16 protein-coding genes are annotated in these 16,692 nt (G+C 66.9%); 6 read left to right on the forward strand and 10 right to left on the reverse strand.

Annotated elements, in window-relative coordinates; translation table 11 throughout:
* The first annotated feature begins 166 nt into the window (after nt 1-166).
* Nucleotides 167-895, forward strand: coding sequence for a hypothetical protein (locus DIE22_RS05560; RefSeq protein WP_124604689.1), 729 nt, complete (start codon nt 167-169; stop codon nt 893-895).
* A 66-nt stretch (nt 896-961) separates the two neighbouring features.
* On the opposite strand, the gene DIE22_RS05565 is transcribed toward DIE22_RS05560, so the two are convergent.
* Together DIE22_RS05565 and adiC are read right to left on the reverse strand one after the other, a co-directional pair.
* Nucleotides 962-3,301: an Orn/Lys/Arg decarboxylase N-terminal domain-containing protein gene (locus DIE22_RS05565; protein ID WP_124501321.1), complete on the reverse strand. Its 2,340-nt coding sequence runs from the start codon at nt 3,299-3,301 to the stop codon at nt 962-964.
* 3 nt (nt 3,302-3,304) lie between these two features.
* A complete protein-coding gene (gene adiC / locus DIE22_RS05570; RefSeq protein WP_124501322.1) occupies nt 3,305-4,831 on the reverse strand; it encodes an arginine/agmatine antiporter in 1,527 nt (508 codons plus the stop codon).
* A 432-nt stretch (nt 4,832-5,263) separates the two neighbouring features.
* Between adiC and DIE22_RS05575 the strand changes: the two genes are divergently transcribed.
* The 5 genes from DIE22_RS05575 to DIE22_RS05595 all read left to right on the forward strand — a co-directional run bounded on the left by DIE22_RS05575 (nt 5,264) and on the right by DIE22_RS05595 (nt 10,493).
* Complete coding sequence (locus DIE22_RS05575; RefSeq protein ID WP_124604690.1) at nt 5,264-6,334, forward strand: nitronate monooxygenase family protein; 1,071 nt, start codon at nt 5,264-5,266, stop codon at nt 6,332-6,334.
* A gap of 226 nt (nt 6,335-6,560) precedes the next feature.
* Nucleotides 6,561-8,015 (forward strand): M20 family metallopeptidase, encoded by a 1,455-nt coding sequence (locus tag DIE22_RS05580; RefSeq protein WP_124501324.1) that lies wholly within the window; start codon nt 6,561-6,563, stop codon nt 8,013-8,015.
* Nucleotides 8,016-8,075: 60 nt separating this feature from the next.
* Nucleotides 8,076-9,206, forward strand: a complete 1,131-nt coding sequence (locus DIE22_RS05585; RefSeq protein WP_124604691.1) for a malate/lactate/ureidoglycolate dehydrogenase — start codon at nt 8,076-8,078, stop codon at nt 9,204-9,206.
* On the forward strand, nt 9,203-9,694 hold the full coding sequence (locus tag DIE22_RS05590) for a TfoX/Sxy family protein (protein ID WP_124604692.1): 492 nt from the start codon (nt 9,203-9,205) through the stop codon (nt 9,692-9,694). Before DIE22_RS05585 ends, DIE22_RS05590 begins: the two co-directional genes overlap by 4 nt.
* A gap of 220 nt (nt 9,695-9,914) precedes the next feature.
* On the forward strand, nt 9,915-10,493 hold the full coding sequence (locus DIE22_RS05595) for an NnrU family protein (protein ID WP_124501327.1): 579 nt from the start codon (nt 9,915-9,917) through the stop codon (nt 10,491-10,493).
* 134 nt (nt 10,494-10,627) lie between these two features.
* Here the strand turns inward: DIE22_RS05595 and DIE22_RS05600 are convergent, their stop codons facing one another.
* The 8 genes from DIE22_RS05600 to DIE22_RS05635 all read right to left on the reverse strand — a co-directional run bounded on the left by DIE22_RS05600 (nt 10,628) and on the right by DIE22_RS05635 (nt 16,660).
* Nucleotides 10,628-11,365, reverse strand: coding sequence for a sulfite exporter TauE/SafE family protein (locus DIE22_RS05600; protein ID WP_124501328.1), 738 nt, complete (start codon nt 11,363-11,365; stop codon nt 10,628-10,630).
* A gap of 195 nt (nt 11,366-11,560) precedes the next feature.
* The gene (locus tag DIE22_RS05605) at nt 11,561-12,139 is read right to left on the reverse strand and encodes a DUF488 family protein (protein ID WP_124501329.1); all 579 of its coding nucleotides are present in this window, start codon (nt 12,137-12,139) and stop codon (nt 11,561-11,563) included.
* Nucleotides 12,136-12,363 (reverse strand): DUF2945 domain-containing protein, encoded by a 228-nt coding sequence (locus DIE22_RS05610; RefSeq protein ID WP_124501330.1) that lies wholly within the window; start codon nt 12,361-12,363, stop codon nt 12,136-12,138. Before DIE22_RS05610 ends, DIE22_RS05605 begins: the two co-directional genes overlap by 4 nt.
* Before the next feature lie 318 nt (nt 12,364-12,681).
* Nucleotides 12,682-13,239 carry a phosphohydrolase gene (locus tag DIE22_RS05615; RefSeq protein WP_124501331.1) on the reverse strand — a complete coding sequence of 186 codons (558 nt, stop codon included), beginning with the start codon at nt 13,237-13,239 and terminating at the stop codon, nt 12,682-12,684.
* Nucleotides 13,240-13,350: 111 nt separating this feature from the next.
* Complete coding sequence (locus DIE22_RS05620) at nt 13,351-14,055, reverse strand: ABC transporter ATP-binding protein (RefSeq protein WP_124501332.1); 705 nt, start codon at nt 14,053-14,055, stop codon at nt 13,351-13,353.
* Nucleotides 14,042-14,788, reverse strand: coding sequence for an ATP-binding cassette domain-containing protein (locus DIE22_RS05625; RefSeq protein ID WP_124501333.1), 747 nt, complete (start codon nt 14,786-14,788; stop codon nt 14,042-14,044). Before DIE22_RS05625 ends, DIE22_RS05620 begins: the two co-directional genes overlap by 14 nt.
* The gene (locus DIE22_RS05630; protein WP_124604693.1) at nt 14,785-15,789 is read right to left on the reverse strand and encodes a branched-chain amino acid ABC transporter permease; all 1,005 of its coding nucleotides are present in this window, start codon (nt 15,787-15,789) and stop codon (nt 14,785-14,787) included. Before DIE22_RS05630 ends, DIE22_RS05625 begins: the two co-directional genes overlap by 4 nt.
* A gap of 1 nt (nt 15,790) precedes the next feature.
* Complete coding sequence (locus tag DIE22_RS05635; RefSeq protein WP_124604694.1) at nt 15,791-16,660, reverse strand: branched-chain amino acid ABC transporter permease; 870 nt, start codon at nt 16,658-16,660, stop codon at nt 15,791-15,793.
* Nucleotides 16,661-16,692 lie beyond the last annotated feature (32 nt).

Below are 16,692 nucleotides of genomic sequence, written 5' to 3' on the forward strand. Positions count from 1 at the left end.
CGTCTTCTCCTGCCTCAGCGGCGCCCGGCCGTCGGTCGCTTCTTGCTGACTTCAAGCGCGCGTAAGATGGCGGTCGCCGTGCGGCGATCCGATCCACGCATGCCGCGCATCCCGCGCCGCTGCAGGAAGCCGCCATTGATCCCTCACAACGACAAGGACAATCACCATGGGCCTGCTGGGAAAGCTGTTCGGAAAGAAGCCGCGTGACGAAGCCGCGTCGCCCGCGCCGTCGGCCGGAGCGCCAGACGCCCCGGAAGCATCCGAAGCGGCCGGGCAGAACGGCCCCGACATCGCGCCCGAACTCGCGCCCGCGCTGAACGCATTCCAGGCCGGCCGGCACGAGGCCGCGATCGCGGCGGCCGCGCCGCACGCGGAGCGGCTGGCCGATGCGGCGCGCCTGTGCGCGCTGTCGTACTCGGCGATGAAGCGTTACCCGGATGCGTTTCCGTACTGGCTCGCGTTGTTCGAGCACGAGCCGAGCGCGCACAACGCGGTGCAGCTCGCGACGACGTCCGTGATGTGCGACGAAGTGGAGCGCGGCGAAGCGTGGATGCAGAAGGCCGCCGAGGTCAATCACGACACGCACGAGCAGTCGGATGTCGCCGCGCGCGTGAACTTCATCTCCGCGCTGATGCAAGGCGGCCACCTGCGCGAGGCGCTGCCGCATCTCGCATGGGTGCGCGACGTGTACGGCCATGTGCGCATCACCGATTCGACCTTCCTCTACATGCGCGGCATTCCGTTCTTTTCTTCCTTCCTCGAGAACAGTCTCGAGATCCTGAAGGCCACGCAGCCGGCCGACGCGATCGCGCCGTGGTACGGCGAACTGAAGGGCAAGCTCGACGAAGAAGGCGAGGCGCAGCTTGCCGCGTGGGTCGGTCAGCTGGCGGCGTAACCGGCGGGTCATCCCGCGTCGCGATGCCGGCCGCGTCCTGCCGGCGCGGCGTCGCGACGCGCGTGCTCAGCGCGTGTTGGTATCGCGTGCGGTTTCCTTGATGCACGCGATCCGGTACACGCCGTCCTCGACTTCGACGCCGTGCGTGTCGTGCGTGAAGCCGGGGAAGCGCAGGTCGAACTGCTCGAGCGCCTTCAGGTAGCCGAGCAGCGGGCCATCGGCCGGCCCCGCGTTCTCGCCGGGCATCAGCAGCGGGATGCCCGGCGGATAGGGCACGACGCCCGTCGCGACGGTGCGGCCCGCCATCTCCGCCAGTTCCAGCATCTCGATGTCGTTGTGCACGAGGTGCTCGAACGCCTCGGCCGGGCTGAAGTCGGGCTGCGGCAGCGTCGAGAAGCCGCGGGACATCATCTCGGTCGTCTTCAGGTCGCTCATCGCGCTGAACATCAGGTCGCACAGCTCGCGCAGGCCGAGCTTGCCGTAGCGATCCGGATAGCGCGCGGCGAGTTCCGGCAGCGCCTGTTCGAGCGGCGCGTTCGCGTCGTAGTCGCGCTTGAAGTCGAGCAGCGTGTTGACGAGCGTGCCCCACTTGCCCTTCGTCACGCCGAGCGAGAACAGGAACAGGATCGTGAAGTCGGTCGTCTTCTCGACGACGATCCCGTGCCGGTCCAGATACGCGGTGACGACCGACGCCGGAATGCCGACCGGCATCAGCCCGCCGTGCGGCGCGACGCCCGGCGTGACGATCGACACCTTGATCGGATCGAGCATGCAGTAGTCGTCCTCGATCTCGCCGAAGCCGTGCCACGTATCGCCCGGATGCAGCACCCAGCACGACGGATCGGTGGCGAGCAGCGTTTCGTCCGCTTCATGGAAGCGCACGCGCCGGCCCGTCTTGCGATCGACCACGGTGTCCGGCTGCCAGCCGTTGAAGAACCAGTCGTCGTTCTCCTCGCATTCCGCATGCAGCCGCGCGAGCATCCGGCGGAACGAGACGGCCTCGCGGATCGCGTCGGTCGTCAGCGCCTCGCCGCCGGGGCCGTCCATCATCGCGGCGCTCACGTCGTTCGACGCGATGATCGCGTAGTTCGGCGACGTCGACGCATGCATCATGTACGCCTCGTTGAAGCGCGCATGCTCGATCGGGTTGCGGCCGTCGCGGACATGGATGAACGACGCCTGCGACAGCGCGGCGAGCAGCTTGTGCGTCGATTGCGTCGCGAACACGGTCGGCTTGCTCGCGTCGTGCTGCGACGGATCGCCGTGCATCGCGTGACGGTCGCGGTAGATCGGGTTGAAGCGTGCATAGCCGTACCACGCTTCGTCGAAATGCAGCCGGTCGACGCTCTGGCCGAGCAGTTCCTCGACGCGCGCGACGTTGTAGCAGAGACCGTCGTAGGTCGAGTTCGTGATCAGCGCATGCACGGGCGTCGGATCGATGCCGTCGCGGCCGCGCACCAGCGGGTTCGCGTCGATCGCGAGGCGCACGGCGGCGGCCGTGAGCCGTTCCGGCATGATCGGCCCGATGATCCCGTAATGGTTGCGCGACGGAATCAGGTAGGTCGGGATCGCGCCGGACATCGTCATCGCATGCTCGGCCGACTTGTGGCAGTTGCGGTCGCACAGCGCGACCTGGTTGCGTGTGACGCTCGCCATCAGGATCACGCGGTTCGACATCGACGAGCCGTTCGTCACGTGATACGTGCGGTGTGCGCCGAACACGCGCGCCGCGTAGCGTTCGCTTTCGCCGATCGGGCCCGAGTGGTCGAGCAGCGAGCCGAGTTCGCCGACCGAGATCGACAGGTCCGAGCGGAACAGCGCTTCGCCGAAGAATTCGAAGTACGCGCGGCCGACCGGCGATTTCAGGAACGCGGTGCCGCCGGTGTGGCCCGGCGTGTGCCACGAGTATTCGTACACGCGCGAGAACTGCGCGAGTGCGCGGAACATCGGCGGCAGCACGGTCTCGCGATAGCGTTCGATCGCGGCGACGATCCGCCCGCCGATGAAGGCGGTGGTGTCCTCCAGCAGCCAGATGAAGTCGTCGGCCTTGCGCATCGCGTCGACGGGAATCGCGGCCGCGCTCGCCCGGCTCGCGAGCAGGAACACCGGCACCGTCGCGTTGCGCGCGCGCATCGCGTCGAGCACGGCCTGCGCGGGTGCATGACCGGGATCGTTGCCGAGTTCCCAGTTGAGCAGCAGGCACTGGATCGCGGGATCGGCGTCGACCACCGCGCGCGCGTCTTCGGCGGACGTCGCGATCACGACGTCGACGAGCCGCGTGCGCAATTCTTCGGCGAGCGCGCTGGCCGCGCGTCCGGTGGCCGTGCGTTCGTCGATGTCGTGCTGCACGAGCAGCGCCTTCATGCCGAGGCGGCGGAACGCCGGTTGGGTCAAGGAAGCGGTCATGGGTTATTCCCCCGTTTGCTGGGTTGCCTGGACGCCCGCGGCCGGCGAGCGTGCGTGAAGGAGGTCGGCCTCGTGTCGGCCCACGGAGATCCAGAAGGTCGCGACGAGCGCGACGATGGTGACGCCGAGCGCGAGATAGCGCACCCAGCGCGGCGAACGGCCGCCCGGATGGACGTGGGTTTCCTCGATTTCGCGCTGGCGGTTGATCGACAGCTCGTAGAACACGATCGTCGCGATCACGAAGATCAGCGACCAGCGCGTCTGCTGGCCGTCGGAGCCGACCATCGCCCACAGTGCGTAGACGGCGCCGATCAGGCCGACGATCGTGTAGAAGGTGAACTGGTGCGACGGCATCTTGCCGTAGCCGAGCACCTTGATCGCGATGCACGAGTAGATGTACGGCAAGAGCGTCATGATCACGGCGATCGACGCGATCTTGCCGAACTGCTCGCTCGCGCTCGGCGACATCGTCGCCAGCACCTGCACGGACATGATCACCGCGACGATCGCGAGGCCGGCAGACGGCACGTTCTTCGAGTTGACGCGCGCGAACACGCCGGCGAACAGGCCGTCGTCGGCCGCGGCCTTCGCGGTCTGGCCGACCAGCAGCGTCCAGCCCGCGAGCGAGCCGAGGCAGCCGAGCGCCGCGCAGATCGCGACCGCGTTCGCGGCGGTGTCGCCGAGCGCGAGCCGCGCGGCATCCGCGAACGGCGCGCTCGACGCGAGCAGCGCCTTGTTCGGGATCATCCCCATGATCACGGTCGAGCTGAGCACGTAGCAGACGGCCGCGAGCACGACGCCGCCGACGGTCGCGATCGGCACGTTGCGCGACGGGTTCTCGACGACGCCGGCCGACACCGACGCACTCTCGACGCCGATGAACGCCCACAGCGTGAAGTTCAGCGTCGCGCCGATCGCGCTGAAGCTGCTTGCGCCCGACACGTTCCAGCCGGCGAAATACACGTCCTTGCTGAACCAGAACCAGCCGAACACGGCCATCCCGAGGATCGGCACGAGCGCGAAGATCGTCGTGACCGACTGCACGCGGCCGACCACGTTCGGCCCGAGGATGTTCGCGTAGGTGAACAGCCAGATCACGAAGATCTGCGCGAGCGCGAACACGAGCGGGTCGCGCAGCATCGGGAAGAAGTGCGTCAGATAGCCGAGGCCGGCGACCGCGAGGCCGACGTTGCCGAGCACGTTCGCGAGCCAGTAGATCAGGTTGGTCTGGTAGCCGATGTACGGGCCGAACGACTTGCGCGCATACGCGTACGGGCCGCCCGCGGCCGGGTCGATCGCGGCGAGCTTCGCGAACACGAGCGCGAGCGACACGGCGCCGACCACGGTGATCAGCCAGCCGAAGATCGCGATGCCGCCGGTGGCGGCGAGGTTCGCGGGCAGCATGAAGACGCCGGAGCCCATCATGTTGCCCGCGACCATCAGCGTGGCGGGGATGACGCCGATTTTCGGCGCGGAAGTCGCGGCTGGCGCGGCGGCGGATCGGGAGGAGGACGAGCTGGCATCCGACATGCGAGGCTCCTTGAGTGAACGTGACGCGGTTGAGGTGGCGCGGCCCGGCGCCGGTCGACGATTCCGGAATGGATCGCCGTTTTATTAAACGACGTCATGTTATATCGTCCATCGAATCGGTTAATGGTTAACGCTGAAATTTAATGGGTTAAATTTTGACGAATGTCATTGAAATTACCGGATTGGTGGTTCCGTGCGGAGCTGGCGGGGCAGTGTGGAAGGATCGATGCGGGTTGCTGCGGTGATGGCGGAAGCCGAAAATCAGGCTGATCGACATTGGGTGGATAATTCATATTCTTGTCCAACTGGTTAAATCATTTCGTGATGTAAATAATGCGGCCGTTCATGATCGAATGTGTCGATTATGATCGGGCGCGTTGAACAGACAGGCGCGCCGCCGGCGTGCATGACGATCTTTTCTTTCGAAGGGTGATGCCGATGCTGCCTTCCCGTTTGCCGTTGATCCAGGCCCCGATGGTCGGTTCGCTGAGCGCGCTTGCAATCGCAGTCTGCGAAGCGGGCGGGCTCGGCTCGCTCGCCTGCGCGGCGCTCGGTCCGCGGCAATTGCGCGACGAGATCGTGGCGATCCGCGCGCGCACGCAGGCCCCGTTCAACGTGAACTTCTTCTGCCATGCGCCGCCCGCGCCCGACGCCGAGGTCGACGCGCGCTGGCGCGCGGCACTGGCCGGCTACTACGCGGAAGCCGGGCTCGATCCGGCCGACGTGAAAGGCGGCGCGGGCCGCGCGCCGTTCGACGACGCGATGTGCACGGTCGTCGAGGAATGGCGGCCGGCCGTCGTGAGCTTTCATTTCGGGTTGCCGGACGACGTGCTGCTCGAGCGCGTGCGCCGCACGGGCGCGCAGGTCGTATCGTCGGCGACGACCGTCGAGGAAGCGCGCTGGCTCGACGCGCGCGGCGTCGATGCGATCGTCGCGCAGGGTGCGGAGGCCGGCGGCCATCGCGGGATGTTCCTGACCGACGACATTCACGCGCAGCCGGGGCTGTTCGCGCTGTTGCCGCAAGTCGTCGACGCGGTGCGCGCGCCGGTGATCGCAGCCGGCGCGATCGCCGACGGCCGCGGCATCGCGGCCGCGTTCGCGCTCGGCGCACGCGCGGTGCAGATCGGCACCGGCTACCTGCTGACGCCGCAGGCCGGCCGCTCCGCGCAGCACCGCGCGGCGGTGCGGGCGGCGCGCGACGACGGCACCCGCATGACCAACCTGTACACGGGCCGGCCGGCGCGCGGCCTGCTGACGCGTTTCATGCGCGAGCAGGGGCCGATGAGCGCGCTCGCGCCCGCGTTCCCGCTCGCGACGGCCGCGGTCGATCCGCTGCGCGGCGCATTCGAACGGCAGGGACGCGACGATTTCTCGCTACTGTGGGCGGGCGAGGCCGCGGCGCTCGCGCGCGAAGAGGACGCCGGGGCGCTGACGCGACGACTGTGGGACGACGCGCTGGCGTGCGCGGCGGGGCTGCGCGACGCATTCCCGCCAGGCGTCTGAACGGGCGCGGAAAGCGGCTTGGGAAAGCGGCTTGGGAAAGGGGCTCGGGAAAGGGGCTCGGGAAAGGGGGCCGGGGACCCGCCCGAAGCGGGCCGCGGAAAGGGTCCCGGAAAGACTCCCGGAAAGGCTCCCGGAAAGGCTCCCGGAAAGGCTCCCGGAAAGGCCCCGGCCGGGGGCCAACGGCGTATCATCCGGGTTTTCGTCAGCCCGATCCAGGCACCCCACCATGACCTCCGTCGACACGACCCCCGTCCTCGACCATGACAAGCTCGTTACCTTCGTCGAGCGCAAGTGGAACGATGAAATCCTCCACGCACTGACCGATTACATCGCGATCCCCGCGAAGAGTCCCGCATTCGACCCCGACTGGGCGCAGCGCGGCTATCTCGAGCGCGTCGTCACCGATGCCGCGCAGTGGGCCGAACGCCAGCCGGTGAAAGGCCTGAAGCTCGAGATCGTGCGCCTGCCGGGCCGCACGCCCGTGATCTTCTTCGAAACCCCTGCAACGCGCTCGGGCAGCACCGACACGATCCTGCTGTATGGCCACCTCGACAAGCAGCCCGAATTCGACGGCTGGCGCGCGGACCTCGGCCCGTGGACGCCGAAGTTCGAGAACGGCAAGCTGTACGGCCGCGGCGGCGCCGACGACGGCTACGCGATCTACGCAAGTCTCGCGGCGCTCGGCGCGCTCGACGAGCAGGGCGTCGAACGGCCGCGCTGCGTCGGCCTGATCGAGACCTGCGAGGAGTCGGGCAGCTACGACCTGCTGCCGTACGTCGACGCGCTGCGCGACCGGCTCGGGCAGGTGTCGCTCGTCGTGTGCCTCGATTCGGGCGCCGGCAACTACGACCAGATGTGGCTCACGACGTCGCTGCGCGGGCTGGTGTCCGGCGACCTGCAGGTCGAGGTGCTCGAGGAAGGCGTTCACTCGGGCGTCTTCGGCGGCATCGCGCCGTCGAGCTTCCGCGTGATGCGCCAGTTGTTCGAGCGCTTGGAAGATGCGAAGAACGGCAACCTGCTGCCGGGCGTGTTCCATTGCGAGATTCCCGACAGCCGCGTGCGCGAAGCCGACGCGGCCGCCGCGATCCTCGGCGACACCGTGTGGAAGGGGCTGCCGTGGGCCTGCGGCGCGGACGGCAAGCCGGTGCTGCCGACCACGACCGATCCGCGCGACGCGCTGCTGAATTCGACCTGGCGCCCGTCGCTGTCGGTGACGGGCGCGGCCGGCCTGCCGGCGCTCGCCGACGCGGGCAACGTGCTGCGTCCGCGCACGGCGTTCAAGCTGTCGCTGCGCCTGCCGCCGCTCGTCGACGCCGCGCAGGCCGTGCAGCAGCTGAAGGCACTGCTCGAACTCGATCCGCCGTACAACGCGAAGGTCACGTTCAAGCCGGACGCGGGCGCCGCGACCGGCTGGAGCGCGCCGGATCTCGCGCCGTGGCTCGCGTCGTCGCTCGACGCCGCGTCGCGCCGCCACTTCGGTGCGGACTGCGCGTACATGGGCCTCGGCGGCACGATCCCGCTGATGAACGTGCTGCAGGAAGGTTTCCCGGCCGCGCAGTTCATGGTGTGCGGCGTGCTCGGGCCGAAGTCGAACGCGCACGGCCCGAACGAGTTCCTGCATGTGCCGTACGCGAAGAAGCTGACCGCGGCGGTGGCGGACGTGATCGCGTCCGCGCGCTGAGCGTTCGGGCTGCCTCTTCCGCCCTCACCGGATCCCACCCGACCAGACGGAGCCTTGCCGATGACCGCGCCGCCGCCCCCCGATACCGACCCGCCGCCCCCCGATACCGACCCGCTGCGCATGCGCGCCGAACCGCTGCACGCATTCGTCGCGGCACTCTGGGAGCGGGCCGGCAGCAGCGAGCGCGAGGCGCGGCTCGTCGCCGATCACCTGGTCGGCGCGAACCTGGCCGGTCACGATTCGCACGGGATCGGAATGATCCCGAACTACGTCGCTTCGTGGCGGGAAGGGCAGCTGCAGTTGAACGGTCACGCGTCGATCGTCCGCGACGGCGGCGCGGTGCTGACGATCGACGGCGGGCGCGGCTTCGGCCAGGTGATCGCGTTCGAGGCGATGGTCGAAGGCATCGAGCGCGCGCGGCGCATGGGCATCTGCGCGATCGGGCTGCGCGACGTCCATCACCTCGGCCGCATCGGGCACTGGGCCGAGCAGTGCGCGCGCGCGGGGCTCGTGTCGTTCCATTTCGTCAACGTGCCGGGCGACCTGCTCGTCGCGCCGCTCAACGGCACCGATCCGCGCTTCGGCACGAATCCGTTCTGCGCCGCATATCCGCGCGCGGGCCGGCCGCCGCTGCTGCTCGATTTCGCGACGAGCGCGATCGCGTACGGCAAGACGCGGGTGGCGTACAACCAGGGCAAGCGCGTGCCGGCCGGGTCGCTGATCGATCATCGCGGCCAGCCGACCGACGAACCGGCCGTGATGCACGAGCAGCCGTTCGGCTCGCTGCTGCCGTTCGGGCTGCACAAGGGCTATGCACTGGCCGCGATGTGCGAGATCTTCGGCGGCGCGCTGGTCGGCGGGCATACGACCTACGGCGACACGCTGCAGAAGACGAGCGCGATCGTCAACGGGATGCTGTCGGTGCTGATCGATCCGGACGCGTTCGATGCGGCCGATGCGCAGCGTGAGGCCGATGCGTTCGTCGCGTGGGCGAAGGCGTCACCGCAGGCGGGCGATGTGCCGGTGCGGATGCCCGGCGAGCCGGAGGAGGCGAGCCGCGCCGCGCGCGGCGCGGACGGCATTCCGGTCGATCGTGCGACGTGGCGGCAGATCCGCGCAAGCGCGGCGGCCGTCGGCTTCGACGACGCGGAACTCGACGTGTGGACGCAGCGCTGCACGGCGTTCGAATGAGCTGGCAAGCGGAGAAGGCGCACGGCGAGGAGATCGCGTACCAGCTCGCGCCGCTCGGCAAGGTCGAGGTCGCGCGGTTCTTCAGCGGCGCCGCGATGCGGCTCGACGGCGTGATGTTCGGCTTCATGTCGCGCGGGTCGCTGTTCCTGCGCGTCGACGACGTGAACCGTCCGGCGTTCGTTGCGGCGGGGATGGGGCCGTTCTCGTACGAGCGGCCCACGCGCACCGTTGCGCTCGAGGGCTATTACGAAACGCCGGCCGACGTGCTCGAGGACGCGGGCGCGCTGTTCGACTGGTGCCGCGGCGCCTATCGCGCGGCGCTGCTGGCGGGGGCGCCGAAGCGCAAGGCAAAGGTAAAGGCGGCGCCAAAGACGCCGTTGGAATCGAAACCGGCTACGAAGCGGTGTGCGAAACCGTCCGCGAAGCCGACGCCGAAACCGGCATCGAAGCCGGCCGTGAAATCCGGCGTGAAGCGCAAGCAATCGTAGTGTCATCGACGCGTCGCCTGCCCCGGATACGCGAAAACATCAAGCCGGCCACCCGCATCTTCCCCGTGCTTCACAACGGTGGCTTCGACGTTTATGATCGGCGCGGATCGCGTCCGTGTCTGGCTCGACCCGCGCCTGCCCTGACGGCGGTCACGCGAACGGCGCATCGTAAGCCGCGCGAATGCTTCCCCCCACTCATCGTTCCAGACGGAGATAGCCGATGCTCGTCCTGATTCTCGGTTTAGCGATCTTTCTCGGTGTGCATTCGATCCGGATCGTCGCGGACGGCTGGCGGTCCGCGACCATCGCGCGGATCGGCGAGAAACGCTGGAAGGGCCCCTATGCGATCGCGTCGATCGTCGGCTTCGTGCTGATCATCTGGGGTTACGGGACCGCGCGCCAGGGCGTGACGCTGCTGTGGGTGTCACCCGTCGGTGTCCGGCACCTCACGGGCATGCTGACCGCGATCGCATTCGTGCTGATCGCCGCGGCCTACGTGCCGCGCAACCGCATCAAGACGCTCGTCGGCCATCCGATGGTGGCCGGCGTGATGGTGTGGGCGGTCGCGCACCTGCTCGCGAACGGCACGCTGCATGCGGTCGTGCTGTTCGGCGCATTCTTCGTGTGGTCGCTGGTCGATTTCGTCGTGTGGCGCGCACGCGACCGCCGCGACGGCGTCCGCTATCCGGCCGGCAGGCTGTCGGGCGATGCCGTGACGATCGTGGCGGGGCTCGTCGCATGGGCCGTGTTCGCGCTGTTCCTGCACGGCCCGCTGATCGGCGTGCGGCCGTTCGGTTGAACACGCCGGCCCGCAACGCTTGACGAGCGGGGCGCACAAGCCGCCCCAGGCGCCCGCGACATCGATGCAGGCGCATGACGCGCCCTGGCTCGACGCACGGACGCCTGCCTGAGCGCGCGATCGGCGCGCGCGCGTCAGATCGGCTTGACGAACAGGCCGACGGTCAGCGCGGCGCCGATGCAGACGATCGCGATCCGCAGCACGCGCTCGTTCACGCGGTGCAGCGCCCACGCGCCGAGCAGGCCGCCGACGATCGCGCCGCCGCCGAGTGCGATTGCCGCCTGCCAGTGCAGGTGCGGCGAGGTCAGGAACAGCACGACCGCCGACGCGTTCATCACGCCCGCGAGGGCATTCTTGGTCGACATCGCGTGACGCGGCGACAGGCCGGCCATCGTCAGCGCGGCCATCATCAGGAACCCGATGCCGCCGCCGAAGTAGCCGCCGTAGATCGCGATCAGGAACTGCGAGATCGCGGCCGTGACGGGGCCGAGGTGCTGCGTGCCGGCGCCCGGCTTGCGGAAGAAACTGCCCCATGCGAACACGACCGTCGCGAACAGCACGAGCCACGGCACGAGGTGCGAGAAGATCGACGACGGGGTTTTCAGCAGCAGCAGCCCGCCGAGTGCGCCGCCGACCACGCTGATCGCGAACAGCGCGCGAAACGGCAGCTTGCCCGCGCCGCGCACCATGTTCCGGCTTGCCCAGCCCGTCGTGACCTGGCCGGGAAACAGCGCGACCGTCGACGTGATGTTCGCCGCGAGCGGCGACATCCCCGACACGATCAGCGCGGGCAGTGTGACGAACGAGCCGCCGCCCGCGAGGGCGTTCTGCAGGCCGGCCCACAGGCCGGCGACGATGATGAGAGCGAGCATTCGTGCGGGAGCGTAGAGGTGGTGGGTCGCGCGGGCCGGAGGCGCGCGCGGGGGTCGCCCGATGGTAATGCAGGATCGCGGCGGCGCAAACAGGGGCAAGCGTGCAGTGTGTCGTACGCAGGGCGGCGGCCGGTCGACGCGGGGCGTTGCGCCGGGCTTCAGGCCATCCCCGCCGTGCGCACGACCGGCGCCGCGTTACCCGTTCGGCTGCGCGCCGGCGTCCTCCGCAGCCGCATCGCCGTCGACGTCCGGATAGACGAGCGTGCCGTCGTCCCGGATCACCGCGCCGGCCGTGAGACGCGCGGGCTCCACGCGATTGCGGCCCATGATGTGCAACACTGTTTCGCCGCGTGCGATCAGGTAGTCGGACACGATGCGCCGGTGACAGCGCCACCACACGGCTTCCGAACACATGATCGCGCAGCGCTGCCGGTGCCCTTGCGCGACCAGCTGGTCGAGGCCCGTTCGAAACTCGGATGACAGCGCGTAGTCGGCGTAGCGATGGAAGCTGCGGTTCGTCCAGAAGTCGTTGACCTCGTCGGGCACGCCGCGCGACTTGCCGCGCAGGCCGCCGAGCGCCGCGATGTGTTCGTACGCGATATCGACGGCGGCCAGTGCGTCGGGGAGCGTCGCTTCGTTGAACTGCGGATTCGTGCGCGAGCGCGTCATCTTCCGGATATCGGCAAGCAGTGCGATATCGACCGCGTCGAGCAGGTCGACGAATTCGTCGAGCGTGCGGTTCGAATGGCCGATCGTGTAGAACGGGAGCGTCACGCGTCGTCCTTGCCCGCCATGCGTTCGAGCACGCGGCCGCGATGCGCGGCGATGTGGTCGGTGCGGTCGCTCTTGATCTCGTATTGCGGATCGTCGGGCGACGCGCGGTGGCGATGCCCCTTGTAGTCGAAGTCCTGCGTGTGGATCGCGATGATCGTGCCGGTCACGTAACCGGCTTCGGAATTCCAGCGAACATGGTCGCCCAGCTTGAACGGCGTCGTCATGCGGGGGCCTCCTTGAATCGATGCGGTGTCGTCTGTCGTTGCCGTACGCATTATCGGCGCTGGCCGCGCACGAAAAAAGATAGGGATGGCTGGATAGGGCCGTGTTGCTGGCGCAAGCGTCATGCCAGCGACGTTGTTGGCGCAAGCTCTGGCGGATCGAATGACCGCGATCCGCGCCTGCCGTAGTGTCGAGTTGCACGTAGGTCGCGTGCCGTGCCACCCGGGACGGAATATCGCGTCAAACGCGTAGCCACTCGCTGTCTGGCCGGCGAAGTGTGTTGATCCATTTCGCGAGCAGCAGCGGCTACGCGCTGCGCTTCAAAGATCCGTATTTTCAAGCAGTGTCTTCAACTGAGCCAAAAAATGATCAACCGGCGGCGTCGCCACACCCGGGCGCTTGGCCAGATCGTCGTACCGGCGCACCCGAATCGCCTCCTGCGCGTAGGGTTTGCCGATAAACGCTTCGACCTCTTCCCGCGACATCAAGCCCCCCTGCAATTGAAGCGAGCGGATCGAATCCGGTGCGAGGCACTGCGTATATTCCTGTTCGACCGTGCACAGATAGCGTTTCGCTGCCACGTGCAGCCGGATCGGTTCGGTCACCGCGGGACCGAAGTACTGCGCAAGCCAGCGCGCTCCGCGCTCTTCGTGCGTGTCATCGATGCCTCTGGCTGCGCAATCTTCCCCAAGATCATGAATCATATGACCAGCGTCATGAAGAAAGGATGCGGCAATCAGGCTGGCCGGTTCGTTATTCGCCTCCGCCAGCGCGCCCGCCTGCAAGGCGTGCTCCTGTTGCCGTACGGCAGTCAGTCCATATCGCCCCTGGGCAGCATCCGTATAGAGGACGGCAAGTTCGTTCAGGATTGAGGACATCAAATTCTCCTTTCGGTTGTCACAACGTTAAGCTCGACATGAGCGATTCGATAGATGTCATCTCAGCCGAACCGAGACGACACCGGTCGCCAGCATGGGGGGCGTCAGATCTCACGCGACGGCCGCAGGCTCCACGTCGAAGGGCGTGTCGCCTAGCAACTGGACCCGTGACCGGTCTGCCACGATTCGTCCCTTTTGCATCACCACCGCACGCTTCACCACCGACGCGACAAAACTCAGGTCTTGATCGACGATCAGCATCGACAACTGGTCTTCCTGCGCGATCCTGTTCAGGAGGTCCGACAATTCATCACATACCGACGGTTGGACACCGTCCGTGATCTCGTCAATGAGCAACAGCCGCGGGACCGTGATCAGTGCCCTTGCCAATGAAAGCAGTTGACGCTCGCCGCCGGAAAGTGCGGCACCCGGCCGTTTGAGCAGGCGATTCAGCCGGGGTATCCGGGCTAGCACTTTCTCGATAGCGTGTTCGCGCCGGCCACGATCCGCAAACGATGCGAGACGCAGGTTCTCCATCACGGTGAGCTTCGGAAAACCAGTGCATCCCTGCGCCACCAGGCTGATTCCGGCTTGGCTCCTCAGGTGAACGGGCACCCCATGGATCGGGGCCCCGCGCCAGGTAATCGTTCCGGATCGAACCGGCAAGGTGCCCATCACGGCGCGCAAGAGCGACGTCTTGCCCATGCCGTTGTAGCCGACGACACCCACGATCTCCCCGTCGCCCATTGCCAGATTCGTGCCGTGCAAGACCGGAGCGTCGTCATAACCGGCAGTCACGTCCTTAAGAATGAGCATCGCCCGCTTCCTTCTTTCGACCGAGGTAAACGTCGCGCACGGTTTCGTTTGCCTGAATGTTGGCCATCGTGTCCTCGGCGAGGATTTCCCCTTTGTGGAATACGGTTACGCGTTGCGCAAGACGCGCAATGAAGTCGAGATCGTGTTCGACGACGATGACGGTGGCCTGTTTGTTGAGGAGTTTGATCAGTTCCACCGTCTTCAGCATCTCGCTCGAGGTCATGCCCGCTGTCGGCTCGTCCAGCAAAGCCAGGCGGGGGGCACTGGCTCTGAGCATCCCCAGTTCGCACCATTGGCGATGCGCGTGCGACAGGCTGCCGACCGGCATGCCGGCCATTTCTTCCGTAAAGCCGATTTCCTCGAGCGTCGCCGCTACCTTGCTTGACGCGCGGCGCCTGGACAAACCCTGACCGCGCAGGGCCAGCCAGATGCTTTCGCGCACACTGAGGTTCGGATACACGCTGGGAATCTGGTTCTTGATGGCAATGCCCAGCCGCGCAACCTGGAAGCTGGGGAGGGCGCTGACGTCCGCTCCGGCAAAGTACACCGATCCGCTGGTCGGCCGGTATTGATGCGTCAGGCATTTGAACAACGTGCTCTTGCCTGCACCGTTCGGGCCGATCAGACAACGTATCTCGCCGGGAAACACCTCGAAATCGACGTTGTTGACGGCGCGCACCGCGCCAAACTGTTTCACCAGCGCATGAGTCGAAATGATGGGCGTCAGCTTCATTCGGGTGCCCTCGATATCGGTGCAATCCGGCGGAGCCGGACGCTCCTGGTCGTGATCCACGGCAGAATGCCCTGCGGAACCAGCAGCACGAAAACGATGATCACGGTGCCGAACACCAGTTCGGTGTTGATCGTCTGGCTTGTCCCGAGGTAGCTCGCCAGCAGTTGGAAGCCGAGGCTCGCCACCACGGGGCCGGCCAGGGTGCCCAGGCCGCCTGCGATAACCCACAGGACGAATTGCGACGCCTGGGACAGGTCAAATGCGTTGGGACCGACGAACCCCGAGACCGACGTATAAAGCGCCCCGGAAAGTCCGGCTGCCATCGCGCTGAGTGCATATCCCAGCAATTTGTACAGGCGCACGTCGTACCCGAGTAACTCGCTTCGCAATTCGTTCTCCCTGATCGCAGCCATCACACGACCGGTTCGATGCTCGCGCAACCACGTCAGCGCCGCGTAGACGATGGCCAGGGACATCACGCAGGTAACGAACGTCGCCTCGACCGACAGTTGCGCCGCCGGCTGGCCGGGAATGTTGAGACCCGGCGCGCCGTTGATCCCGTTGAACCCGCCAAGCGGAACGCTCCCGAGGTGGTAGAACGGATCCGCCGTGCTGCTGAAAAACGAAAAGAAGATCAACGTCACGCACAGGGTGATGACCGAGAGGTACACATCGCCCAGGCGACTGAAGAACAGGAAGTAGCCCAGCGCGAGGGATACCACGACGGCGAGGGCGACGGCGACGACGATCGCCCACGTGCTGCTACCCGTATTGAGGGCGCACAGCGCATAGGCATACGCACCGAGACCGAAAAACGCGGTATGTCCGAGACTGAGAACGCCCAGCGTCCCCCACACGAACGCGAGGCCCAGGCCGCCGATGGCCAGCGCCGCGTAACCCGACCATGCGACGAGGTGGAACGGGTCGAGCAGGTACGGCGCGCAGATGCCCGTCGCGATGAGTACAAGAAAGAAGGTATGTCTGATGATGAGTTGACGCATGTTAGTGCTCCCGGGTCCAGAGTCCGGATATGCCCTTCGGATAGATGCGCAGCAGGACAATCGCTACCAGCAACAGGGCCGCCTGTCCGACGATGGGGGTTGCAAGGTAGGAGACGAGCGCCTCGACCGGACCCAGGACCGTGGCCGCTGAAATCAGCCCCATGACTGGCGAGCCGCCGCCGCAAATGACGGAGACGAAAGCCTTCGCGATGTAGGCGGCGCCCATGTGTGGCGTGACGCCCGAGATCGGCGCCAGCAGCGCGCCGGCAAAACCGCTCAAGGCTGCACCCAATGCAAAGGTCACCGCGTAGATTCGCTGCCGGTTGAAGCCGAGCACCGACACAAGCTCCGGATTGAGCATTGCCGCGCGCGCGATGAGTCCGAAGCGCGTTCTCGTCAGCGCGAGAAAACCGAGCCCGACCAGCGCGAACGAAATTGCGACGATCGCGATCTGGTAGACACCCAACGTATAGCCGCCCTGCCCGATGGGGATATGCCCGAGCGGGGCGCTGACGCCATTGATCGTGTTTCCAAAGATCGCGGTTACCCCGCCAGTCAGAAACAGGCTCAGGCCCCACGTTGCCAGCATTGTCCCGACGAGATTGCCGTACATGCGCCTGATGATCAGGCGCTCCACGACGTACCCGATGAGGCCCACGGTCAACGGTGCCGCGAGAAAGATCGCAAGCCAGATGTTCAGCCCGAGACGGGACGCCAGGATGGTCGCGTACCCACCCAGCATCAGAAACTCGCCATGCGCGAAATTGATGACCCGCATCATGCCAAAAATGACCGCGAGCCCCGAACTGATCAGTGCCAGCACCGCGATGGCATTGACGATCGTGAAGGCCAGAATCAGCGTTTTGTCCATGTTTCACCCGCGCATCGTGCGTCGCGACAGGA

The organism is Burkholderia sp. Bp9142 (assembly GCF_003853415.1).
Classification (GTDB): domain Bacteria; phylum Pseudomonadota; class Gammaproteobacteria; order Burkholderiales; family Burkholderiaceae; genus Burkholderia.

Bases quoted from the DNA above. Each gene is read 5' to 3' on its own strand.
- DIE22_RS05560 (WP_124604689.1), top strand. From the start codon at position 167: ATGGGCCTGCTGGGAAAGCTGTTCGGAAAGAAGCCGCGTGACGAAGCC.
- DIE22_RS05590 (WP_124604692.1), top strand. From the start codon at position 9,203: ATGAGCTGGCAAGCGGAGAAGGCGCACGGCGAGGAGATCGCGTACCAG.
- DIE22_RS05575 (WP_124604690.1), top strand. From the start codon at position 5,264: ATGCCGATGCTGCCTTCCCGTTTGCCGTTGATCCAGGCCCCGATGGTC.
- DIE22_RS05600 (WP_124501328.1), bottom strand. From the start codon at position 11,365: ATGCTCGCTCTCATCATCGTCGCCGGCCTGTGGGCCGGCCTGCAGAAC.
- DIE22_RS05615 (WP_124501331.1), bottom strand. From the start codon at position 13,239: ATGTCCTCAATCCTGAACGAACTTGCCGTCCTCTATACGGATGCTGCC.
- DIE22_RS05565 (WP_124501321.1), bottom strand. From the start codon at position 3,301: ATGACCGCTTCCTTGACCCAACCGGCGTTCCGCCGCCTCGGCATGAAG.
- DIE22_RS05580 (WP_124501324.1), top strand. From the start codon at position 6,561: ATGACCTCCGTCGACACGACCCCCGTCCTCGACCATGACAAGCTCGTT.
- DIE22_RS05620 (WP_124501332.1), bottom strand. From the start codon at position 14,055: ATGCTCATTCTTAAGGACGTGACTGCCGGTTATGACGACGCTCCGGTC.
- DIE22_RS05630 (WP_124604693.1), bottom strand. From the start codon at position 15,789: ATGCGTCAACTCATCATCAGACATACCTTCTTTCTTGTACTCATCGCG.
- DIE22_RS05635 (WP_124604694.1), bottom strand. From the start codon at position 16,660: ATGGACAAAACGCTGATTCTGGCCTTCACGATCGTCAATGCCATCGCG.
- adiC (WP_124501322.1), bottom strand. From the start codon at position 4,831: ATGTCGGATGCCAGCTCGTCCTCCTCCCGATCCGCCGCCGCGCCAGCC.
- DIE22_RS05625 (WP_124501333.1), bottom strand. From the start codon at position 14,788: ATGAAGCTGACGCCCATCATTTCGACTCATGCGCTGGTGAAACAGTTT.
- DIE22_RS05610 (WP_124501330.1), bottom strand. From the start codon at position 12,363: ATGACGACGCCGTTCAAGCTGGGCGACCATGTTCGCTGGAATTCCGAA.
- DIE22_RS05595 (WP_124501327.1), top strand. From the start codon at position 9,915: ATGCTCGTCCTGATTCTCGGTTTAGCGATCTTTCTCGGTGTGCATTCG.
- DIE22_RS05585 (WP_124604691.1), top strand. From the start codon at position 8,076: ATGACCGCGCCGCCGCCCCCCGATACCGACCCGCCGCCCCCCGATACC.